The 21,740-nt window shown below is 67.4% G+C and carries 16 protein-coding genes and 1 riboswitch; of the genes, 6 read left to right on the top strand and 10 right to left on the bottom strand.

Annotation, left to right across the window (positions count from 1 at the left end; all coding sequences use genetic code 11):
• Positions 1–12 precede the first annotated feature (12 nt).
• Both B7L05_RS11315 and B7L05_RS11310 read right to left on the bottom strand, forming a co-directional pair.
• Positions 13–927, bottom strand: a complete 915-nt coding sequence (locus B7L05_RS11315) for an ABC transporter substrate-binding protein (RefSeq protein ID WP_085810365.1) — start codon at positions 925–927, stop codon at positions 13–15.
• A complete protein-coding gene (locus B7L05_RS11310) occupies positions 927–1,469 on the bottom strand; it encodes a hypothetical protein (protein WP_144037238.1) in 543 nt (180 codons plus the stop codon). Before B7L05_RS11310 ends, B7L05_RS11315 begins: the two co-directional genes overlap by 1 nt.
• 166 nt (positions 1,470–1,635) lie before the next feature.
• Positions 1,636–1,879, bottom strand: a riboswitch (cobalamin riboswitch).
• A 203-nt stretch (positions 1,880–2,082) separates the two neighbouring features.
• Between B7L05_RS11310 and B7L05_RS11305 the strand changes: the two genes are divergently transcribed.
• Positions 2,083–2,424, top strand: a complete 342-nt coding sequence (locus tag B7L05_RS11305) for an SWIB/MDM2 domain-containing protein (protein WP_085810363.1) — start codon at positions 2,083–2,085, stop codon at positions 2,422–2,424.
• A gap of 45 nt (positions 2,425–2,469) precedes the next feature.
• On the opposite strand, the gene B7L05_RS11300 is transcribed toward B7L05_RS11305, so the two are convergent.
• Positions 2,470–3,504 (bottom strand): LLM class flavin-dependent oxidoreductase, encoded by a 1,035-nt coding sequence (locus tag B7L05_RS11300; RefSeq protein WP_085810362.1) that lies wholly within the window; start codon positions 3,502–3,504, stop codon positions 2,470–2,472.
• Between the two features lie 179 nt (positions 3,505–3,683).
• Between B7L05_RS11300 and B7L05_RS11295 the strand changes: the two genes are divergently transcribed.
• Entirely contained in the window at positions 3,684–3,923 is a 240-nt protein-coding gene (locus B7L05_RS11295; RefSeq protein WP_085810361.1) for a hypothetical protein, read from the top strand.
• A 25-nt stretch (positions 3,924–3,948) separates the two neighbouring features.
• The gene (locus B7L05_RS11290) at positions 3,949–4,776 is read left to right on the top strand and encodes a DUF4336 domain-containing protein (RefSeq protein WP_085810360.1); all 828 of its coding nucleotides are present in this window, start codon (positions 3,949–3,951) and stop codon (positions 4,774–4,776) included.
• Here the strand turns inward: B7L05_RS11290 and treY are convergent.
• From treY to glgX, 4 genes are read right to left on the bottom strand one after another with little or no spacing between them, the layout of a single operon-like run.
• On the bottom strand, positions 4,773–7,103 hold the full coding sequence (gene treY, locus B7L05_RS11285; protein WP_085810359.1) for a malto-oligosyltrehalose synthase: 2,331 nt from the start codon (positions 7,101–7,103) through the stop codon (positions 4,773–4,775). The two genes, B7L05_RS11290 and treY, sit on opposite strands and share 4 nt — an antisense overlap.
• Entirely contained in the window at positions 7,100–8,971 is a 1,872-nt protein-coding gene (gene malQ, locus B7L05_RS11280; protein WP_218776007.1) for a 4-alpha-glucanotransferase, read from the bottom strand. The genes treY and malQ overlap by 4 nt, the downstream gene beginning before the upstream one ends.
• Positions 8,968–10,716 carry a malto-oligosyltrehalose trehalohydrolase gene (gene treZ, locus B7L05_RS11275; RefSeq protein WP_256926702.1) on the bottom strand — a complete coding sequence of 583 codons (1,749 nt, stop codon included), beginning with the start codon at positions 10,714–10,716 and terminating at the stop codon, positions 8,968–8,970. The genes malQ and treZ overlap by 4 nt, the downstream gene beginning before the upstream one ends.
• Positions 10,692–12,794: a glycogen debranching protein GlgX gene (gene glgX, locus B7L05_RS11270; protein WP_085810357.1), complete on the bottom strand. Its 2,103-nt coding sequence runs from the start codon at positions 12,792–12,794 to the stop codon at positions 10,692–10,694. The genes treZ and glgX overlap by 25 nt, the downstream gene beginning before the upstream one ends.
• A gap of 142 nt (positions 12,795–12,936) precedes the next feature.
• On the opposite strand from glgX, the gene B7L05_RS11265 reads away from it, so the two are divergent.
• The 3 genes from B7L05_RS11265 (at position 12,937) to B7L05_RS11255 (ending at position 17,696) form a co-directional block, all read left to right on the top strand.
• Entirely contained in the window at positions 12,937–14,550 is a 1,614-nt protein-coding gene (locus tag B7L05_RS11265) for an NAD(P)/FAD-dependent oxidoreductase (protein WP_085810556.1), read from the top strand.
• 76 nt (positions 14,551–14,626) lie between these two features.
• Positions 14,627–15,784 (top strand): UV DNA damage repair endonuclease UvsE, encoded by a 1,158-nt coding sequence (gene uvsE, locus B7L05_RS11260; protein WP_085810356.1) that lies wholly within the window; start codon positions 14,627–14,629, stop codon positions 15,782–15,784.
• A 94-nt stretch (positions 15,785–15,878) separates the two neighbouring features.
• Positions 15,879–17,696, top strand: coding sequence for a DUF885 family protein (locus B7L05_RS11255; protein ID WP_085810355.1), 1,818 nt, complete (start codon positions 15,879–15,881; stop codon positions 17,694–17,696).
• A gap of 48 nt (positions 17,697–17,744) precedes the next feature.
• Here B7L05_RS11255 and B7L05_RS11250 read toward each other — a convergent pair whose 3' ends face one another.
• From B7L05_RS11250 to B7L05_RS11240, 3 genes are read right to left on the bottom strand one after another with little or no spacing between them, the layout of a single operon-like run.
• A complete protein-coding gene (locus B7L05_RS11250) occupies positions 17,745–20,018 on the bottom strand; it encodes a xanthine dehydrogenase family protein molybdopterin-binding subunit (protein WP_085810354.1) in 2,274 nt (757 codons plus the stop codon).
• An 11-nt stretch (positions 20,019–20,029) separates the two neighbouring features.
• Positions 20,030–21,043, bottom strand: a complete 1,014-nt coding sequence (locus B7L05_RS11245; RefSeq protein ID WP_085810353.1) for a xanthine dehydrogenase family protein subunit M — start codon at positions 21,041–21,043, stop codon at positions 20,030–20,032.
• Positions 21,040–21,573: a (2Fe-2S)-binding protein gene (locus B7L05_RS11240; RefSeq protein ID WP_085810555.1), complete on the bottom strand. Its 534-nt coding sequence runs from the start codon at positions 21,571–21,573 to the stop codon at positions 21,040–21,042. The genes B7L05_RS11245 and B7L05_RS11240 overlap by 4 nt, the downstream gene beginning before the upstream one ends.
• Positions 21,574–21,740 lie beyond the last annotated feature (167 nt).

Genomic DNA, 21,740 nt, shown 5'->3' with positions numbered 1-21,740 from the left:
TGCGGCGCGCGGTCATAGCCGGCGCCACCCCGCGCCGGCGTCCACGCCGCGGCCGGCATCGATCGTCTCGGCGATGATCGCCGCGGATTCGACGAGCCGCGGGCCGGGGCGATTGAAGAAATGGTGGCCGTCGGCGACGAACACCCGGCCGGCGCGCACCGCGGCCAGCCGATTCCACCCGTCGCGCGTGGTGAGCGGACCAAGATCAGCCATCGTCTGCGGGATCTGGAAACCGCACGGCATCAGCACGATGATGTCGGGATCGGCCGCGACCAGCGCGTCCCATTCGAGCCATGGCGAATGCTGGCCGGGCGTCGCGAACAGCGGCTCCCCGCCCGCGATCTGGATCAGTTCAGGCACCCAGTTTCCCGCCGCCATCAGCGGATCGATCCACTCGATCGCGGCGATCGTCGGACGATGCGCGCGCTTGGCCGCTCGCGTGCGGAGTGTGTCGAGCCGTGCCTGAAGGGTGGTGATCGATGCTTCGGCGGCTGCGGGCGCGCCGACTGCCTCACCGACGCGGCGCAGATCACCCCAGACGTCGTCAAGATTGTCGGGCGCCAGCGACAGCAGCGTCGGCGGCGTGCCGATCCACGACGACAGCGCCTCTTCGAGATCGCGCGGCGTAACCGCGCACACGGCGCACTGCGACTGCGTCAGGATCACGTCGGGGCGCAGCGATCGCAGCAGCGCGGCGTCGACCTCGTAGACCGACAGGCCCTGGCGCACGATCTCCTGCACGCGATCGTCGATCTGCAGCGACGTCAGCCCCTTTTCGAGCTTGGTCGCGGTGCAGATCGGCAGTGCCTTGATGAATGCAGGGAAGTCGCATTCGTGCGACCGCCCGACGATCTCCTGCTCCATGCCGACGGCGACGGCGATCTCGGTCGCGCTGGGCAGCAGGGAGACGACGCGCGGCTGGGCCATCACGCCGCCCGCAGCGCGAGGCCCGGGCCGAACACCCGCGGAGCGGCGCGGGTAAGCACACCGTGGAGCGCAAGCAATCCAGCGAACCACAGCACGTCGTTGGTCAACAGTTGCAGCACGATCGTCGGCGTGAACGTCTCGGTCCCGCCGACGAGCAGCGCGAAGCCGAACAGCGCGATTTCGAATGCGGCGAAGGCGGCGAGGAAGACCAGCGGGAAGGCGTAACTGAGCGGGCGGGGCGCGTCGAACAGCCGCGCCGCGAGCAGCATCGCACCCAGACTGGCGCCGAGCAGCGCGCCGCCCCACGACAGCGCGTAGCCGGTGAGGGGGTAGCCGAGCAGCCCGAAGCCGAGCAGCTGGTTTGTCGCCCAGATCGCGGTGATCGTTGCGGCGGCGCGCGTGCGGGGCATGGTGAGCGCGGCGGCGACCGCAAGCGCGACGAACGGCATCATGCAGGCAATTGCCAGCGTGCCAAGCACGGCGACGGCGGCGAGCGCGAGTTGCCAGGCGATGCCGGCATCGGGGGTACGGGAGAGGATCATGAGGCAGGCTCCACGCGTCGAGCGACCATGCCGGGGCGTCCGTGCGAACGGCCGGACGATCGCCGCAACGCGCGCGTTCGCGCCGACAGCCATCACCGGTGCGGCCCCGGCCGCATTTCCGTCGCTCAGACGAAGAGCTTCGCGCCCGGCCAGTCCCATGAGCCGGACAAGAGCGACACGCGCCGAGCGGTCTCCTGGCTTGCGGATCATCGCGCGACCTGCGCCTTCCCAGACGATCGGCTTGATGCAACCGATCGTTCCAGTGACTGCGGGATGAAGCCACCCCGCCTGCACATCGCACTCGCCGCTCACAGTTGCAGGGTCAGCCGCAGAATTACATGCCGAAACATGCGCACTGCGTTCCCGGTACCGGCACGCCTTGATGCGCCGTCGAACGGCGCCGGACCGTCCTAGCGCCGGGCGCGCGAACTGCAAGTCGCCGACCGTCCACGCGGCATCTAGGCACAGCGACGGGACCGTAACGGCGGCGTCTGCCGCACGGTCGGCGGACGGGCCAATGCGTTGCGCCTTGCGATGTTTCGCTTTTCGTACGACACAATCGCGCCCACCACTCGCTGCGCCCGGAATCGGGCGGGCAGGACCGGAGAGAAAAATGGCACGTTCGGCAGAGAAGCGCGGCAAGAACGAGACCGCGGCGGCGGAAAAGAAGGTCAAGGCAACCGGCAAGTCCGCTGGCGGCGCACGTGGCGGGATCACTGCGCCGGTCACGCCGTCCGCCGATCTGGCCGAGATCGTCGGCAAGGGCGATCTTCCGCGCAGCGAAGTCGTGAAAAAGGTGTGGGACTATATCAAGAAGCACGATCTGCAGGACGCCAAGGATCGGCGGCAGATCAACGGCGACGACAAGTTGGCGAAGATTTTCGGCAAAAAGTCGGTCAGCATGTTCGAGATGAACAAGCACCTCAGCGCGCATCTGAGCACGCCGAAGGCTTGATCGATCGCCGGGCGCGCATCGGCGCCCGGCGACGACCATCCCCGATCAGGCGGCGAGGCGCGTGTCCGTCCAGCCCAGCGCTGGGGCGACATGCGTCATGAGCGCCTCGAGCACGTGCGTGTTGTACGCCACCCCGAGTTGGTTGGGGACGGTGACGAGCAGCGTGTCGGCCTCGGCGATCGCCTCGTCGCCGCGCAGCTGCTCGATCAGCCGGTCGGGCTCGTCGGCGTAGCTGCGGCCGAAGACGGCGCGCATATTGTCGATCACGCCGATTTGGTCGCTGTCCGCGCCGCGCCCGAAATATGCCCGGTCGCGATCGTCGACCAATGCGAAAATCGACCGCGATACCGACACGCGCGGCGTTCGGCTGTGGCCGGCGTCCTTCCATGCATCGCGGTAGGCGCGGATCTGCCGCGCCTGCTGGACGTGGAACGGCTCGCCCGTCTCGTCGGCCTTCAGCGTCGAACTCTGCAGGTTCATGCCCATCCGCGCGGCCCACACGGCGGTCGCGTTTGAGGCGGAGCCCCACCAGATCCGCTCGCGCAAGCCCGGCGAATGCGGCTCAAGCCGCAGCAGCCCCGGCGGATTGGGGAACATCGGCCGCGGATTAGGGCGCGCGAAGCCCTTGCCATCCAGCAGTTCCAGAAACACTTCGGCATGGCGACGGCCCATGTCGGCATCGCTTTCGCCTTCCGCCGGTGCATAGCCGAAGTGGCGCCAGCCATCGATGACCTGCTCGGGCGAGCCGCGGCTGAGCCCCAGCTGCAGGCGTCCGCCGCTGATTAGGTCCGCGGCGCCCGCATCTTCCGCCATGTAGAACGGGTTCTCGTAGCGCATGTCGATGACGCCGGTGCCGATCTCAATCCGCTTCGTTCGCGCGCCGACCGCGGCAAGCAGCGGAAAGGGCGATGCGAGCTGCTGCGCGAAATGGTGCACGCGAAAATAAGCGCCGTCGACGCCAAGCTCCTCCGCGGAAACCGCGAGGTCGATCGATTGCAGCAGCACGTCCGCCGCCGAGCGCGTCGCGGAGTGCGGGGAGGACGACCAATGGCCGAACGACAGAAAGCCGATCTTTTTCATGACGCACATTCCCATGCGATGATTTGTTGCAGGAAAGCTTGGCGCTCGCGCGGCATGTCGCAAGGCCACGGATCGAACCGAAGGGTTTCGATTAGCGCAACGCCGACCAGCGATGCGGCGGCGGCACGGCACGAACACGGCAGCGGGGCGTTCACGTAACGCATACGTGGAGAGAGACAATGACCGACAAGCAGCCGATGCAAGCCGACGGGGCTGGAACGAGTGATGCCGCCGATCCGCAGGAGTCGCGTAAGCCCAAGGGCGAGGGTGAGAGCCAGGGCGGCGCCTATCCCAACCCGCATAGCGGCAAGAAGCCGGGCGGGTTTGACGGCGGCCAGTCCGAGCGCGCCTATCATGGCAGCGGCCGCCTGGGTGAGGAGAAGACGGCTGAGCAGCCCAACGCGGGCTCTTCCGAATAACGCCGGGCAGAAGGGAGCGCGTCCGATGAAGGAACGGGCGAACGAGCGAGCGACGCTGCTGGGTGCGGGCGCGGCGCTGGGATTGATCGGCGGCGCGCTGTTCTTGGCGCGCGGCGCCGCGCGCGATGACGCGGCGATCGTCTACCCGCCGCTCGACACGCCCAAGCCGCTCGGCGACAACATCTGGATCGTCGACAGCGGGCCGATCAGCGCGCTCGGCTTCCAATTACCGGTGCGCATGACCGTGATGCGGCTGCGCGACGGCAGCCTGATCCTCCATTCGCCCACACGGCATAGCGCGGCGCTCGGCGCTGCGCTTGATGCGATCGGAACCGTGCGCCACATCGTTGCGCCGACGATCGCGCATTGGGCCTATGTCGAGGAATGGCAGCGCGCCTATCCGTCGGCGACGTGCTGGGCGGTGCCGGGGCTGCGTGACCGGCGTGCGGTGCGCGACGCCGGGTTGCGGATCGACGCCGACCTCGGCGAGGCGGCGCCCGCGGACTGGGCGGACGAAATACGCCAAGGGCTGGTGCGCGGCGGCGCGGGCTTCGAGGAAGCGTGGTTCTTCCATGCCGCCAGCCGCACGCTGGTGCTGACCGACCTGATCGAAAACCTCGATCCCGGCAAGCTGCGCCCCGCGGCCGCGGCGGTGATGCGCGCGACGCTGGCGACGCGCGGCACCTCCGCAATTCACGCCCGCGCGGCCCTGCTGCTCAACCGCGGGGAGGCCGCGGCGGCAATCAGCGCCGCGATCGCGACCCAGCCGGAGACCGTCGTCTTCGCGCATGGCGACGTCTTCCGCGGCCGCGGCGCGGCAAGGGTGCGGCAGGCGTTCGACTGGCTTCTTTAGGCCGAAACAACCTCGAACCAGACCGGGCCGCTCGTGAAGAGCGTCGCCGCTTCCTCTTCTCGGGTGGACGGAAAAGCGATCCGGGTGCTCGGCGAATGGTCGCCGAGTGTCGCGGCGAAGCGCAGCGTTGTTCCGTCGTGGTGACGTTCGAACGCGACGATCCGGCTGTCGTCATTGATCGTCGCGGGCTCGTACGTGCCGTGTGCGAAAAGCGGCTGATAAGCCCGGCGCAGATCGAGCAGCGCGAGGATCAGCCGCAACTTCTCGGGCGGCGCAGCGATCGCTGAGGCGCGGCGATGATAATCGACCGGTGCTCGATTGTCGGGATCAACCAGGCTGAAGTCGCCGAGTTCGGTGCCCTGATATAGATCGGGAACGCCTGGCGCGACGTAGCGCAGCGCCGATGTTACCAGCATGTTGCGGCGCGCGATCGAGTCGATTTCCTTGAGGAAGGCTTTCACGGCCGCGACGAAAGCAGGCGTGGTGATAAGCGTCGCGGCCAGGCTGTTGCAGCGTTCCTCGTATTCGGCATCGGGCGCTTCCCACGACGAGCGCAGCTTGGCTTCGCGCAGCGCCTTGGTCTGCCACGCAGCGATCCGATCCGCGAAACTAGCGTCGGGCTCGCCCGCCGGCCAGGCGCCGAGCAGTGCCTGGAACAGCTGGTAGCGATCCCCGCGATCGATCCCGTCGGAGAAGGGCGCGGCGACCCTTTCCAACTGCTCGACGGCGGCACGCCACTGCGCGGGCTTCGCACTCAGCGCGGCAAGCCGGGCGCGACTGTCCTCGCCGCGCTTGTGATCGTGCGTGGCGGTGGTCAGCATCGCTTTGTGCCAGTGCGCCGCCCGGTCCATCATGATCGCGTGGAATTCGGCGACGGGCAGGCTCATGCGCGCAGCGTCGAACCCGACATCGTTGCGCGACAGCAAGCGGCCGTAGCGGTAGAACGCCGTATCCTCGAGCGCCTTGGCGGCGATCGGTGCGGAGAGCTGCTGAAAGCGGCGGACCGCCTCGGTCGCGAGGCCACGATCGCCGGGACCGGTGCCGGCGAGCCACGCGAGGATGTAACCGACGACCGTCGCTTCGCCCGGCGGAACGTGCGGTGCGACGCGGCTGCGCACGGTGGCGCGGATCCGGGCGTCGCTTGCCGGTGCGGCATCGCCGGTACCGTAGGTGCGATAGACCGGAAACACCCACAGCAAGCGTTCGATCGCGCGGCGAAGCATCTGTCGCGTAAGTCCGTCGGTGGCTGCGGCGCTATGCGCGAGGCTGGCGAACGCGTCGGTGCAGCCTTCCAGCTGGCCGCTGAACTGCCAGGCGAGCAGTTGCTGCCGCGCCAGCAGCTCCTCGGGACCGAGCTCGTCCGGGCGGCCGCTGACGTCTCGCCACAGATCGCCGAGCGGCGCGGCGCCGGCAGGATCGTGGATCAGCGCGGTGACCTGTTCCATGAAGTCGTAGCCGCTCGTCCCGTCGACGCCCCAGTCGCGCGCGAGCTGCTCTTCAGGCGCAAGGATCTTCTCAACGATGATCCACGCACTCGGGCCAAGCCGCTCGCGGAGCAGGCGGCAATAGCCCGCCGGATCGGTCAGCCCGTCGACGTGATCGATGCGCACGCCGTCGATCAGCCCCTCGTCGTGCAGCCGGAAGTACAGTGCGTGGGTACGCGCGAGCACGGCTGGATCCTCGACGCGCACGCCGGCAAGTTCGTTGATCGCGAAGAAGCGGCGCCAGTTGAGCTCATCGTTCGCTGCGCGCCACCAGGCTAGGCGATAATGCTGCCGTGCGAGTAGCGTCGTAATTGGTAGCTGCTCTGCGACGTCCTGATCCTCATCACGGATCGGGAACCGGTGTTCGTCATAGGCGGTGATCCACCAGCGCCCGGCGTGCTGCGCCACGCCGATCGCGCCTTGATCGAGCGCCTCGTCCAGCGACGTGCCGAGTATCGGCAGCATGATCGGGCACGACCAGTCGATGTCGAACACCTCGGCGAAGTCGCTCGCCTTGCCGCGGCGCAGGACGTCGCGCCACCAAGCGTTGGTATCGCCGGCGACGCCCATGTGGTTGGGCACGATATCGATGACGATCCCCATGCCGCGAGCGCCCAGCGCGGCGACCAGGCGGCGGAAGCCGTCTTCGCCGCCGAGTTCCGGGTTGATCGTCGTCGGATCGACGACGTCGTAACCGTGCGTCGAGCCCGGCGCTGCCGTAGTGACGGGCGAGGCGTAGATGTGGCTAATCCCGAGCTGGTCGAGATAGGGCACGATCGCTTCCGCATCTCCGAAAGTGAAGCCGGCGTGAAGTTGCAAGCGGTAGGTGGCGCGCGGAATCATCCGGGTCTCTCGCTGGTGAGCCGCGCGACGCGCGCAGCGACGGGAGGATCGTCGAGCAGCGCCGCGGTCGACGCCGGCATGCGGCGGCGCCAATTGGGGTGTTCGGTGACCGTGCCGGGGATGTTGGGCTGTTCGACGAGACCCAGCATATCCTCGAGCGGGACGATCGCGAGCGGTGCGGGCGCCTGTGCTACGCTGCTGAGGATCGCGTCGATCGGCGCAGCGTCATCGGCGCCCTCAACGGGCAGTTCGAGGCTGGCGCAAAGATCGATACGTTCGGCCTGCCGCGTCGCTTCGGCGTCCGGGAGCACGTCGTGTCCAAGCGTGCGGCGCCATTCGATGTCGCGGCCAGTCCACCAGCCGGCGAGCGTCGGGGTATCATGCGTCCCGGTCATTGCGACGGCATCGGCGTCCCAGCGGCGTGGCGGGACGAAATGGCCCTTGCCGTCGCGCTCGAACGGCAGGACGCGCATGCCGAGCATCCCGCGCCGGGCGAGATCCGCGCGAAAGCCGGGCGGAACCGTGCCGAGATCCTCGGCAATGACGATCGCGTTCGCCCGCTGCGCCTCGATCGCGACGATGCGCTTCAGATGCGCGCCGGGCATGGTGAGATAGGCGCCTTCCGCCGCCGTCACGCCTTCGGGAATGACCCACAGGCGATCGAGGCCGAGCGCGTGATCGATACGGATCCCGCCGGCGTGCGCGAGTGTAGCACGGATCGTCTCGATGAAGGCGGTGAAGCTGGTGCGCGCGAGCGCGAAGGGATCGAGCGCGGTGATGCCCCAGTTCTGCCCCTGCGGGCCGAGCGGATCGGGCGGCGCGCCGATCGTCAGCCCCGACAGCAACTCGTCGCGGCGAGACCAGGCGTGGCTGCCGTCCGCGATCATGCCGACGGCAAGATCGGCTATGAGGCCGATCGGCATGCCCGATAGCGCGCGCTGCTGCGCCTCGGCGAGGCCGTCGTCGGCGAGCCACTGCAGAAAAGCGTGAAAGTCGATCGCGTCGCGATGGCTGCCTGCGAAGTCGGCGACCGCCGGGCCAGCAGGATCGTGGTAGGCGCTCGGCCAGCCGCGCCAGCCGCCGCCGAAATGCGCGTGGAGCGCCTCGAACAGCGCGTGTCGATCGAGTGCCGTCGCGCGCGGCGTGCGATAGGTCTCGACCGCCGTGCGAACGTCGTCGGATCGTGTGTCGAACGCGCGGCGCAGATCGGCGAGTCGATCGGGAATGGCCCGATGCCAGTCGATCAGCGGATCGATGTGATCGACGGGCGGTGCGGCGCCGAGGCGGGGCGCGTCGGCGAACAGCGTGTTGTGGAACAGGCGCGAGGAAGGCGAATAGGGGCTGTACGCACCGCTGCCGTGGGTGAGGATCGCGTGCGTCGGGCTGATTGCGACTGCGGATGCGCCGGCACACGCGAAGGCCGATGCCGCCTCCCCGAGCGTGCCGAAATCGCCGAACGCCGTTTGCGAGCCGCCTCGAAGTGAGGGGATCTGTACGGCCACGCCCCAGCCGCGGCCGGGCGGTTGCGGACAGCGGGGGGGCGCGATCGCGAGCGTCATCGTTCGGCCGGCGATCTCAAGGCAATGGTAGCCGGTGTCGGAGATCGGCGGCATCAACGCGTTGTCGATCGTCAGCTCGCGCGTCGATCCCGCTTCGAGGCGCAAGACCGCCTTGCCTGATGCCCATGCGGGCAGTGCCATGGCATTGCCCGTCTCGGCGGAAAGGAAGGGCTGGTCGGGCGGGGCCGGATCGAGACAGGCGGCGATCGCCTCCAGGACCTCATTGTCGACGCGGTGGGCGCGGCCGTTCGCATCGGTCCAGTCGCGTTGTAGGCCGACCGCCTGCACAGTGTCGGCGGGGGCGGTCACGATTCGAGCCAGGCGGCGAAGCGCGCGCCATCGGTGTAGATCAGTTCGCCCTCGATCGCGGGCAGCGTCGGCGTGTCGGACAGGTCGATCGCGATACCTAGGAAAGTGCCGTTACCCAGGCGCCAGTGCGCGACGACCGAAGCGTCGCCGGTCGCTTCCGCGCCGATCGCGCGCACGTCGCGAAGATGCGGGACGATCCTGTCTCGGCGGATGCCGAGCAGGTTGCGATAGAGCGCGCGCCAGCTTTCCGCGTCGGCGCCGGGCAGGGGACGGGATTGCTCGAACGTCGCGAGGTCGTTCGGGTCGGGGATCGTCTCGCGCGCCTGCTCGTCGGCGAAGGCAGCAAATTTGGCGAATTCGCGGCGACGGCCTTCGCGAACGGCGTCGGCGAGATCGTCGTGGAAGTCGGTGAAGAAGAGAAACGGCGTTTCGCTGCCGTCCTCCTCGCCCATGAAGAGCAGCGGGATCTGCGGGCTCAGCAGAAGTAGCGCAGTAGCGGCGCGGAGTTTGGCGGGGTCTGTCAGCAGCTTTAGGCGCTCGCCTAAAGCCCGGTTGCCGACCTGGTCGTGGTTCTGGAGGAAGCTGACGAAGCGCGTCGGCGGCAGGTGCGCGCTTGGGGTGCCGCGGGGCTTGCCGTCGTGGTTGGGCGAGGGATCGCCCTGGTAGACGAAGCCCTGCGACAGGCAGCGGGCGAGGCGCTCTGCAGGGCGGTCGGCAAAGTCGCCGTAATAGGCGTTGGTCTCGCCGGTGAGGAGAACGTGAAGGACGTTGTGGAAGTCGTCGTTCCATTGCGCGTCGTACGCGTCGGGGCGGAGCCGGCTGGCGTCGTTCGCCTCGTTTTCGAGGACAAGGTGGGTGTGGCGATCGGGGAGGGCGGCGCGGATTTCGGCGGCCATCGTGTCGAGGAACGCGGGATTGTTGATTGCGTGGACGGCGTCGAAGCGGAGGCCGTCGAAGCGGTAGTCGCGCAGCCACATCAGAGCGTTGTCGATGAAGAAGCGGGCGACGGGGGGCTCGTCGACGGCGACCGCGCCGCCCCAAGGGGTGGCGACATCGCGGTGGAAGAAGCGGTCGGCATAAAGGCCGAGGTAGTTACCGTCGGGGCCGAAGTGATTGTACACCACGTCTAGGAAAACGCTGAGGCCGAGCTCGTGCGCGGCGTCTATGAGGGCGCGCAGCTCGTCGGGGGAGCCGTAGGCCTCGTGCACGGCGTAAGGGAGCACGCCGTCATAGCCCCAGCCGCGGTCGCCGGCGAAGGCGTTGATCGGCATGAGTTCAATCGCGGTGACGCCTAACGCGGCGAAGGCGGGAAGGCGCTGGGTAATACCGCTGAAGCCGCCGAGCGTGCCGGCGTGGAGCTCCATAATGACCATCTCGTGCCACGGGCGGCCGCGCCAGTCGGGGGCGCGCCATTGATAGTTGTCGTCGGAAACGATGCTCCAGCCGTGAACCCCGCCTTGCTGGCGGCGCGAGGCTGGATCGGGGACGGCGGTGTCGCCGATGCGGAAGCGGTAGCGGGTGCCCGGTCCGACCGGGAGGGTGATTTGCCACCAGCCGTTTTCAGTGGGGATTAGTGGGGCGGTCGTATAATTCACTGTGCCCCGGCCTGTGCCGGGATGCAGGTTGGGGGTGTCGATCTCGATTGCCACCGCATCCGCATTGGGCGCCCAGAGGTTGAAGCGGATGGTGTCGTCTTCTAGCGGCTCGGGGCCCCAGGCGTTCAGACCTCCCACGCGCTGGTCCACTTCAGGAGGACGGCGCCTTGGGGGGCGACTTCGTATTCGTTTTCGATGTCGATCTCGCCCTGATCGGGTCTGGCGCTGTCGATCAGGACGGTGCGGCGGGTGTCGGGCCTCGGGAGGTGGAAGGTGATCGGAGCCTCGCTCGCGTTGAGGAGGAGCGAGACGGCCTCTACCTCGCCGGCCTCGTTCACCGCGGCGCGGCGCATCATCAGCGCGCGGCCTTCGGGGTTCTGCCAGTCCTCTTCGCTCAGCCGCTCGCCGCGCTCGTCCCACCATTCGACGTCGTTGACGCCGTGGCCCGGGGAATCCTGACCGTAGAGGAAGGTGGGCGCGCGCAGGACGGGGTAGCGACGGCGCAGCTCGGTCAGGCGGGCGGTGAAGTCGATCTGCTGCTGGCCTTCGGGCGAGGCCGCGGCCTGCCAGTCGAGCCAGCTGATCTCGTTATCCTGGCAATAAGCGTTGTTGTTGCCACCCTGTGTGCGCCCGAACTCGTCGCCGGCGGTAAGCATCGGGGTGCCGAGTGAGGCGAGCAGCGTTGTCATCATCGACCGCATCACGCGGCCGCGGGCGTCGTTGATCGCGGGATCGTCGGTGGGGCCTTCGGCGCCCCAGTTGCGCGAATGATTGTTGTCGTGGCCATCGCGATTGTCCTCGCCATTGGCCTCGTTGTGGCGATCTTCGTACATCACCGTGTCGGCGAGGGTGAAGCCGTCGTGCGCGACAAGGAAGTTGACGCTGGCCCAGGGACGGCGCGCGCGGCGATCGAACAGGTCGCCTGAGCCCGACAGGCGCGCGGCGAGATCACCGCGCTTGCCGGCGTCGCCCTTCCAATAGCTTCGCACCGTGTCGCGATATTTGTCATTCCACTCGGCGAAACCGGGCGGGAAGTTGCCGAGCTGATAGCCGCCGGGGCCGACGTCCCACGGCTCGGCGATGAGCTTCAACTGGCTGAGCACGGGATCCTGGCGGACGACGTCGAAGAAGGCGGCGCCGGGATCGAAGCCGGTCGCCTCACGGCCGAGGGTGAGGCCGAGATCGAAGCGGAAGCCGTCGATGCCGAAGCTGGTGGCCCAATAGCGCAAGGAATCCGCGACCATCTGAATCACGCGCGCCTTGCTCATGTTGAGCGTGTTGCCGGTGCCGGTGTCGTTGATCGTGTAGCGCGGGTTGTCGGCGACGAGCCGGTAGTAGCTGGCGTTGTCGAGGCCTCGCCAGGAGAGAGTTGGGCCTTTCTCCGAGCCTTCGCAGGTGTGGTTGTAGACCACGTCCATTATGACTTCGATGCCGGCCTTGTGGAGGCGGTGGACAGCGCGGCGCAGCTCGTCCTGGTGCTCGCTCGCCATATACGCCTGTTCGGGGGCGAAGAAGCCGAGCGTGTTGTAGCCCCAGTAATTGCGCAGGCCCTTTTCCTGCAGGAAGCGATCCTGCGTGAAGGTCTGAATCGGGAGCAGCTCGATCGCGGTGACGCCGATGCGCTGGAGGTGGCGGATGACGGCAGGGTGGCCGAGCGCAGCGTAGGTGCCGCGTTCGCGCGCGGGGACTTCCTCCATCAGCTTGGTGAGGCCCTTGGTGTGCGCCTCGTAGATCACCGTTTCGGACCACGGCGTATTGGGGCGGCGATCGCGCGACCAGTCCCAATGATCGTCGACTACGACGCTCTTGGGCATGGCAGGGGCGCTGTCGCGCTTGTCGAATGAAAGGTCGTCGCGGCGGTGGCCGATACGATAGCCGTGAAGCGCGTCGGTCCATTTGATCTGGCCCTGGAGCTTGCGGGCATAAGGATCGAGGAGGAGCTTATTGGGATTGAAGCGGTGACCGGCCTCCGGCTCGTAGCGGCCGTGCGCGCGATAGCCGTAGACCAAGCCAGGCTCGACGTCGGGTAAGTAGCCGTGGAATACCTCGTCGGTGCATTCGGGCAGCCAGAAGCGCTGAAGCTCGCGCTTGCCCGCGGGATCGAACAAGCACAGCTCGATCGCATCGGCATTGGCGGAGAAGACGGCGAAGTTGACGCCTAAGCCGTCGAAAGTGGCGCCGAGCGGGTAGGGCGCGCCAGGCTGGAGCCGGTCGGCAAAGTGGCTCACGCCTGATCCATGGCAAACAGGTAGCGATGACGATCGTTCACGACGGCTTCCCCCTTGGCAGTCGAGGCGGTTAACTCGCGGCGATCGATTTCGTCGCACCGGTCGTATGCGACGACGCGACGGGGGGGGCGACAGGGGTATGATGACGAAGAGATATGACGCGATCATCGTCGGCGGTGGGCACAATGGACTCGTCTGCGCCTTTTATCTCGCGCGTGCCGGCCTGTCGGTGCGCGTGCTCGAGCGGCGGCACGTCGTAGGCGGCGCGGCGGTGACCGAGGCGTTCCACCCCGGCTTCCGCAATTCGACCGCGAGCTACACCGTCAGCCTGCTGCGCCCCAAGGTGATTGCCGACATGCGGCTGCACGAGCGCGGCTATCGCGTGGTAGAGCGGACGATCTCGAACTTCCTCCCCTTCGCCGACGATTATCTGATGCTCGGCGGCGGCGCAGGGCGCACGCAGGCGGCGTTCGCGCGGTTCAACGCCCGCGATGCCGCCGCGCTGCCGGCGTACGAGGCGGCGCTGGAGCGCGTCGCGAGCGTGATGCGCACGCTCGCGCTGAAGGCGCCGCCCAATGCCGGCGGCGGGTTGCCGGCGCTGATCGCCGCGGCGGGGCAGGGGCGCCTCATCGCCAAGCTGCCGCTCGAGACGCAGCGCGACGTGATCGACCTTTTCGCCAAATCGGCGCGCGAGTTCCTCGACGGATGGTTCGAGGACGATCGTATCAAGGCGGCGTTCGCGTTCGACGCGGTGGTAGGAAATTACGCGGGCGTGTCGACTCCCGGCAGCGCGTACGTTCTGCTGCACCACGTGTTCGGCGAGGTGAACGGCAAATACGGCGCATGGGGCCATTCGATCGGCGGCATGGGCGCGATCACGCAGGCGATGGCGGCTGCGTGCGTCGAGGAAGGCGTCGAAATCACGTGCGACGCGCCGGTCGCGCGCGTGCTGGTCGACGGCGGGCGGGCGGCGGGGGTACGGCTGGAGAGCGGTGAGGAGATCGCGGGCGGTATCGTCGCGGCGAACGTCGGGCCGGCATTGCTCTATCGCCAGATGGTGGAGCCGAGCGATCTCGACGCCGATTTCCGGCGGCGTATCGCCGGGTACAAGACGGGATCGGGCACGTTCCGCATGAACGTCGCGCTGAGCGAGTTGCCCGACTTTACCGTTCTGCCGGGCAAGGCGCTGGCTGGGCATCATACCGCGGGCATCGTGATCGCGCCGGGGATGGACTATATCGATCGCGCCTATGACGACGCGCGCGTCCACGGCTGGTCGCGCAAGCCAATCGTCGAGATCAAGATCCCTTCAACGCTGGACGACAGCCTAGCCCCGCGCGGTATGCACGTCGCGAGCCTGTTCTGCCAGCAGTTCGCGCCCGAGCTGCCGGATGGAAGTAGCTGGGACGTTCATCGCGAGGCGGTGGCGGACCTCATCATCGACACGGTCACCGACCACGCACCCAATTTCTGGGCGAGCGTGATCGCGCGGCAGATCCACTCGCCGCTCGATCTCGAGCGCAAGTTCGGGCTCGTCGGCGGCGACATCTTCCATGGGCGGATGAGCCTCGACCAATTATGGGCGGCGCGCCCGGTGCTGGGGCACGGCGACTATCGATCGCCGATCCGCGGGCTGTACATGTGCGGATCGGGCACCCATCCGGGCGGCGGCGTGACGGGCGCGCCGGGCCACAATGCCGCGCATGCGATCCTCGCCGATCGCTTACGCATCCGGCGGTGGCTGCGCCGGCGCTAGGGAGCCGGTGCGGCGGCGGGACGTTTGCCTTTGCGATTGCATCGCGTTCCGCGATCGCCACGCAAGGTGCCGCCCGATGACCGACAACAGCCGCCCGCTTCGCCTCGGGTTTCCCGTGAAGGTGATGGGCCGGCCCGATCTCAAATCGCAGGACACGCGCCGCTGGCAGAAGAACCCGCACCTCAAATGCTCGCTCGAGCTGCTCGACGCGGTGCTCGATTATCTCAGGGCCGAGAAGCTCGACATGTATCGCCTGTCGTCGGACATCGCGCCTTACGCGACGCATCCCGACATGCCGCAGTTCCACAATATGGTGACGGAAAGCGACGCCGAGCTGCGCGCCTTCGGTGTGAAGGCGAAGGAATACGACATCCGCCTGTCGTTCCACCCGTCGCAGTACGTGCTGCTCAACGCGCCCAATCCGGAGCTGACGCGCAAGAGCATCTGGGATCTGTCGAGCCAGGCGGAGATGCTCGACCGGATGGAGCTCGACGACGAGGCGGTGATGATCACCCACGTCGGCGGGGTGTACGACGATCATGCGGCGAGCCGCGCGCGCTGGATCGAGGGGTGGGAGCAGTGCCCCGAGCACGTGCGGCGGCGGCTGGTGCTGGAGAATGACGACATCCGGTTCTCCGCCGCCGACGCACTGTGGATCCACGAGCGCACCGGCGTGCGGCTGGTGTTCGATTACCAGCATTTCTGGTGCCTCAACCCCGAGCGGCTCGACATGCGCGACACGCTCGAGCGGTTCCTGGCGACGTGGCCGGCGGGGGTGCGGCCGAAAATCCACTTCTCGTCGCCGCGCACCGAATTACGCGAAGTGAAGCAGAAGATCACGCCCAAGCAGCGCGCGGCGGCGAAGGCGGGTAAAGCGCGCAAGAGCGATGAGATCCTGAAGGCACCGGTCAAGGCGGCGGCGCGGATCAAGACCGTGCTGCGCCCGCCGATCTGGACCGGCCACGCCGATTTCACCAATCCGTTCGAGTTCGCGACCTTCATGCGGATGGCGGAGGGGCTGTTCTTCGACGTGATGCTGGAGGGCAAGTCGAAGGATCTAAGCCTGCTGCGGCTGCGGCCCGACCTGCTGCGCTTCGCGCCGGACGTCGCAGCGCGCTTCGGCATCACCGCGGCGGACGCGGCGGCGCTCGCCGCGGACGAAGCGATGCTCGAGGATGGCGCGGACGCGGAGGACGAGCCCGATGTCGACGAGGGACTGCTCGCCGCTGAATGAGGCGGCTGGTGTGTCATATTTGTAAGGCACTCGATTGCCAGCACGGCGCGCGATCGCGTAGGGCGGCGCATCCATCGATCGAAAGGGTGCCCACTTGCGTCTCGCCATCGCTCTGCTTCTGTCCGTACCCGCGCTAACTCTCACCGTTCCCGTCTCCGGCGCGCAGGCACCGGCCGTCGCCAAGCCTGCCGTACCGGCGAACGCCGAAGGCGCGAAGCTGCGCAAGATCTTCGCCGACAGTGACGAGGCGTCGCTGAAGCGCAATCCGCTCAACGCGATCTTCCGCGGCGACCTGCGCTACGCCGACCGACTGAGCCCGTATCTGACGCCTGAATATGACGCGGCCGAGCGGCAGGCGCTGGTCGACAATCTCGCCGCGCTTCGCACCATCGATCGCGCCAAGCTGTCGCCCGTCGACCAGATCGCTTATGACGTGTTCAAGACTGACAATGAGCGCGAGCTGCGCGGCTATGCGCCCGCGATCAAGCGGATCGCCGACCTGCTGCCGATCAACCACTTCCAGGGATTTCAGACCTTCTATCCCGAATTCGCCTCGGGGCAGGGCGCGGCGCCGTTCAAGACGGTGGCGGACTATGACAACAACCTGAAGCGCAACGTCGAATACGGCCGTGTCGTCGATCGCATGATCGCCCGCGCGCGCGAGGGCATGGCGCAGGGCATCACCGCGCCCAAGCTGGTGGTGCGCAACGTCGTCGGGCAGCTCGATCATCTGCTTGCCGAACCGGTCGAGAAATCGCTGTTCTACGCGCCGGTGCTGAAGTTCCCCGATGCCGTGCCCGCGGCGGATCGCACGCGGCTGACCGCGGCCTATGCGGCGCAGGTGCGCGACGTGCTTGATCCGGCGCACCGCCGTTTGCGCGATTTCCTGCAGACCGAATATCTGCCGAAGGCGCGCGACACCGTGGGGCTGTCCGCGCTGCCGGGCGGGGCGGCGCTGTACGATTACGCGATCGAGGCGAGCACGACGCTGCCGCTGAAGGCGGAGGAGGTGCACCAGCTCGGCCTGTCCGAAGTCAAGCGCATCCTGGGCGAGATGGAGGCGCAGAAGACGCGCGCCGGCTTCAAGGGCACGCTGCCTGAGTTCTTCACCTATCTGCGCACCGACAAACGCTTCCAGCCCAAGACCGCAGCGGAAGTCGCCGCGGGCTATCAGGCGATCGGCAAGCGCGTCGACGCGCGGGTGCGCGAGCAGTTCGCGCTGATCCCCAAGACGCCGCTCGAGATCCGTGCGGTACCGCCGTTCAAGGAGAAGACCGACGCGGCTGGATCGTACCAGTCGGGCACACCCGACGGATCGCGGCCGGGCGTGTTCTACTACAACACCTACGACCTGCCGAACCGGTACCTGTGGGGCATGGAGACGCTGTACCTGCACGAGGCGGTGCCCGGGCACCACTTCCAGATCAGCCTGGCGCAGGAGAACGAGAGCTTGCCCGCGTTCATGCGCTTCGGCGGCAACACCGCCTTCGTCGAGGGCTGGGCGCTGTACGCCGAGTCACTCTATCCCGAGCTCGGCGTCGAGACCGATCCGTATCAGCGGATGGGCGGGCTGAGCGACGAGATGCTGCGCGCGATGCGGCTGGTGGTCGATACCGGACTTCACGCCAAGGGGTGGGGACGCGACCAGGCGATCCGCTACATGCTCGACAATTCGCCGATGCCGGAGAGCGACGCGACCGCCGAGGTCGAGCGCTACATCGCCATTCCCGGGCAAGCGCTGGCGTACAAGATCGGACAGCTGACGATCCTGCGGCTGAAGAAGCAGGCGCGCGACACGCTGGCGGCGCGCTTCGATCCGCGTGCCTTCCACGCCGCGGTGCTCGATACCGGCGCGCTGCCGATGCCGGTGCTCGAGAAGAAGCTCGCCGACTGGACCGCGGCGCAGCGCTGACGCCGGCAGCCGCCGCCCCGGCGCGTCGAGGCGCGCCGGGGCGGGCGATCAGTCTAGCGCGAGCAGTTTGTCTATCGTGACGGGCAGCGAGCGGACGCGCTTGCCCGTCGCATGATAGATGGCGTTGGCGACCGCGGCGGCGGTGCCGACGATGCCGATCTCGCCCAGCCCCTTGACGCCGAGCGGCGATACTTCCTCGTCGACTTCCTTGACGAAGATCACGTCGATGTCCGCGATGTCGGCGTGCGCGGGCACGTGATATTCGGCGAGATTGTGGTTCATCCACTTGCCGAGCGTCTTGTCGGCGAGTGTCTCCTCGTGCAGCGCCATGCCGATCCCCATGACGACGCCGCCCAGGATCTGGCTGCGCGCCGTCTTGGGATTGATGATCCGGCCCGCGGCGACGGCGTTGACGACGCGCGTTACGCGGACCTGATCGAGCTCCTCGTCGACGCGCACCTCGACGAAGACCGCGCTGTGCGTGTTGCGCGACTTGCGCATCATCGATGCCATGTCGGAGAGGCCGGGTTTCGCCGTTTCCTCGACTTCAATCGCGTCGAGGCCGGCCGCCTGCATTATCTCGGCGATGCCGACGCTACTGTGGATATCGTTCTTCAGCCCGATGCGGCCGTCCTCGAAGATCAGATCCTCGATCGAATTGGCGCCATGCAGCGGCTTGCCGTCGAGCTTGTTTGCCGCATCAAGCAGCTTCTTCGCGACCCCCTGGCAGGCGAGCTGCACCGCCGCGCCGGCCGACGCCGCGACCCACGAGCCGCCCTGCACCGGGGCAGCGGGCAGATCGCTATCGCCGAGCCGCGCGGTGATATCACCGACTGGGATGCCCAGCGTGTCGGCGGCGACCTGCGTCATCATCGTGTACGTGCCGGTGCCGATATCCGACGTGGCGCAGGAAACGACGAGCTTACCATTGGGCGTCAGCCTCGCCGACGCACTGTGCTTGGTGAATTGCGCGTCCCACATGCCGGTGGCGACGCCCCAGCCGATCAGCTCACGCCCCTCCTTCATCGAGCGCGGCTCCGGCGAGCGCTTGTCCCAACCGAAGCGCGCGGCGCCTTCGTGATACGCCTCGCGCAGCGCCTTCGACGTATAGGGCGTCTCGTTCATCGCATCGATGTCGGAATAGTTGACGAGGCGCATCTCAAGCGGATCGACGTTTGCGGCATAGGCCATCTCGTCGATCGCGATCTCGAACAGCGCCATGCCCGTCGCCGCGCCGGGCGCGCGCATGTCCGCCGACGTATAGGTGTCGCGCGGGGCGATCGCATATTCGCCGCTGGCGTTGGGGCAGGCGTAGTTCATCATGCCCCAGGTGACGATATCCTCCATGTTGTTCTCGAACCGCGAGGTGGAGGTGGTGGCCGAGTGGATCATCGCCGTCAGCTGGCCGCCGTCTTCCGCGCCAAGCTTGATATCGTAGACGCATTCGGGACGATGGCCGTGGGTGAACATCTGCTGGCGCGTCATCACGACACGTACCGAGCGTTCGAGATGGATCGCGGCCATCGTGGCCAGCTGCACCTGCCATTGCGGGCGCAGCCCCGAACCGAAGCCGCCGCCGACATAGGCGTTGACAACGCGCACATTCTTTTCGCCGAGCTTGAACGCGCTGGCGAGATAGGCCTGCGTATTCTGCGACCCTTGAACCTTGTCGTACACGGTGATCGTGCCGTCGCCGTGCCATTCGACCGTACTGGCGTGCATCTCCATCGGATTGTGATGCTCGGGCGCGAGCTGGTAGCGCCCCTCGGTGCGCTTCGACGCCGACGCATAGGCCTCGTCGGCGTCGCCGCGGTTCTTAGGCGGGTGGAAGGTGTTGCGACGATTGAGCTTCGAGGGAAGAAACCGCTCGGCGAGCGACGTCTCGAAATCGATGTTGTGCGGCTTTTCCTCGTAACTGACGCGCACGAGACCGGCGGCAAAGCGCGCGGCCTCGAACGTCTCCGCGACGACAAGCGCGACGGGCTGGCCGGCGAACTGGATCTCGTCGTCGGCGAAGGCGCGGAACGGATCGCCGGGAATGCTGAGCTCGTCACGCCAGCTGCGATCGAGCCACGCCTGCTTTGGGCGGTTCCGGTGGGTGACGATGTCGAGGACGCCGGGCACGCTGCGCGCTTCGTCCTCGTCGATCGCGGTGATCCGGCCGCGTGCGATGCGGCTGACGACTGCGACGCCGTAGAGCAGATCGGGAACGTGATATTCGGCGGCATATTTGGCGCGGCCGGTGACCTTGTCGGGGCCGTCGACACGGCTGAGCGGGGTGCCGATGCCGATCTTGGTGCCGATCGTTGCTGGTGCGTTCATGGGGCGGCTCCTCAGGCGATGCGCTTGTCGGTCTGCGATTGCGGCGTGCCCGCGGCGGCTTGGCCGAGCGCGCGGACGATTGCCTTGCGGGCGAGCGGGATTTTGAAGTCGTTGTCGCCCTGGCCGACTGCGCCCTCGGTGATCGCGCGCGCGGCGGTCGCGAACGCCTCGACGCCGGGCGCCTCGCCGATCAGCAGATCCTCCGCCGGTGCATTGCGCCACGGCTTGTGCGCAACGCCGCCTAGCGCGACGCGTACGTCAGCGATCTTGCCCTCTTCCAGCCGCATCGCCACCGCGACCGAGACAAGCGCGAAGGCGTAGGACAGCCGGTCACGCACTTTGAGGTAGGTATAATTGGTGGTGAAATGCTCGGCCGGCAGGTCGATCGCGGTGACGAGTTCGCCGGTTTTGAGCGTGTTGTCGCGCCACGGCTCGTCGCCAGGCAGCCGGTGATATTCCCCTATCGGGATGACGCGTTCGCCCGCGATCCCGGTAACGCGCACCTCGGCATCGAGCGCGGCGAGGGCCACCGCCATGTCCGAGGGGTGCGTGGCGATGCACTTGTCCGACGCGCCGAGGATCGCGTGGATCCGGTTGACGCCGCCGATCGCGCCGCAGCGCTCCTCGCGGTTGCGCTTCGTGCACGGCGTGTCGACGTCGTAAAAATAATAGCAGCGCGTGCGCTGGTTGATGTTGCCGCCGTTGGTGGCCGCGTTGCGCAGCTGCGGCGACGCACCCGCGAGGATCGCGGAGGCGAGCAGCGGATAATGCTGCTGGACGATCGGGTGGTAGGCTGTGTCATTGTTCGTCGCGAGCGCGCCGAGCCGCAGTCCGCCGCCATCGATCTCCGTGATGTCACCCAGCGGCAGGCGGTTGATGTCGACGACCTCCAGCGGCCGTGCGACGTTCTCCTTCATCAGATCGACGAGGTTGGTCCCGCCGGCAAGGAAGGCGGCGTGGCGCTCACTGCCCGCGGCGACCGCGGCGTCGATGGCGTCGGGGCGCTTGTAGTCGAAGCGGATCATCGTGCATCACCCTTGCCGAGTACGTCGAGCACTGCGTCGGCGATATTTGTGTAGGCCCCGCAGCGACAGATGTTGCCGCTCATCTGTTCGCGTACCTCCTCGCGCGTCGTGGCGCGTCCTTCCTTGATCAGCGCGACGCCCGAGCAGATCTGGCCGGGCGTGCAATAGCCGCACTGGAAGGCGTCGTGATCGATGAACGCCTGTTGCAGCGGATGAAGATCGGCGCCGTCCGCCAGCCCCTCGATCGTCGTGATGCTGCTGCCGTCGAGCGTGACCGCGAGCTTGAGGCACGCATTGATCCGGTTGCCGTCGACCAGCACGGTGCACGCGCCGCACTGGCCGTGATCGCAGCCCTTCTTGCTGCCGGTGAGATCGAGCGTGTCGCGCAGCAGATCGAGCAGCGTGACCCACGGCTCGATCGTCAGCTCGCGCTGGTCGCCATTGATCGTCAGCGTCACCGGCACCGTGCCGATCGGCGTTGCCGCGACCCTGGCCGCGGCCGCGCGCTCGAGCGTAACAGCTTCGTTCATCGGGGGAATCTCCTTCATGCCCGGGCGGCAGGCGGTTCGAAGGATCAAACCGTTGTCCGCCGGCGACGTTCCCGACGGCTGCCGCCGGAGCCAAAGAACGGGGCGCGAGTTGGAGGAAGCATCGCGTAGGCTAGAAGGATCGAGGAACATGCGGCGAATCGACCAGA

Source organism: Sphingomonas sp. TZW2008, from assembly GCF_002117915.1.
Taxonomy (GTDB): domain Bacteria; phylum Pseudomonadota; class Alphaproteobacteria; order Sphingomonadales; family Sphingomonadaceae; genus Sphingomonas.
The sequence above is the reverse complement of the archived record's forward strand: the minus strand, read 5'-3'. Positions and strand labels throughout refer to the sequence as shown.

Coding starts and splice junctions, on each gene's coding strand:
- B7L05_RS11315 (WP_085810365.1), bottom strand. CDS start 927: ATGGCCCAGCCGCGCGTCGTCTCCCTGCTGCCCAGCGCGACCGAGATC.
- B7L05_RS11310 (WP_144037238.1), bottom strand. CDS start 1,469: ATGATCCTCTCCCGTACCCCCGATGCCGGCATCGCCTGGCAACTCGCG.
- B7L05_RS11305 (WP_085810363.1), top strand. CDS start 2,083: ATGGCACGTTCGGCAGAGAAGCGCGGCAAGAACGAGACCGCGGCGGCG.
- B7L05_RS11300 (WP_085810362.1), bottom strand. CDS start 3,504: ATGAAAAAGATCGGCTTTCTGTCGTTCGGCCATTGGTCGTCCTCCCCG.
- B7L05_RS11295 (WP_085810361.1), top strand. CDS start 3,684: ATGACCGACAAGCAGCCGATGCAAGCCGACGGGGCTGGAACGAGTGAT.
- B7L05_RS11290 (WP_085810360.1), top strand. CDS start 3,949: ATGAAGGAACGGGCGAACGAGCGAGCGACGCTGCTGGGTGCGGGCGCG.
- treY (WP_085810359.1), bottom strand. CDS start 7,103: ATGATTCCGCGCGCCACCTACCGCTTGCAACTTCACGCCGGCTTCACT.
- B7L05_RS11265 (WP_085810556.1), top strand. CDS start 12,937: ATGACGAAGAGATATGACGCGATCATCGTCGGCGGTGGGCACAATGGA.
- uvsE (WP_085810356.1), top strand. CDS start 14,627: ATGACCGACAACAGCCGCCCGCTTCGCCTCGGGTTTCCCGTGAAGGTG.
- B7L05_RS11250 (WP_085810354.1), bottom strand. CDS start 20,018: ATGAACGCACCAGCAACGATCGGCACCAAGATCGGCATCGGCACCCCG.
- B7L05_RS11245 (WP_085810353.1), bottom strand. CDS start 21,043: ATGATCCGCTTCGACTACAAGCGCCCCGACGCCATCGACGCCGCGGTC.
- B7L05_RS11240 (WP_085810555.1), bottom strand. CDS start 21,573: ATGAACGAAGCTGTTACGCTCGAGCGCGCGGCCGCGGCCAGGGTCGCG.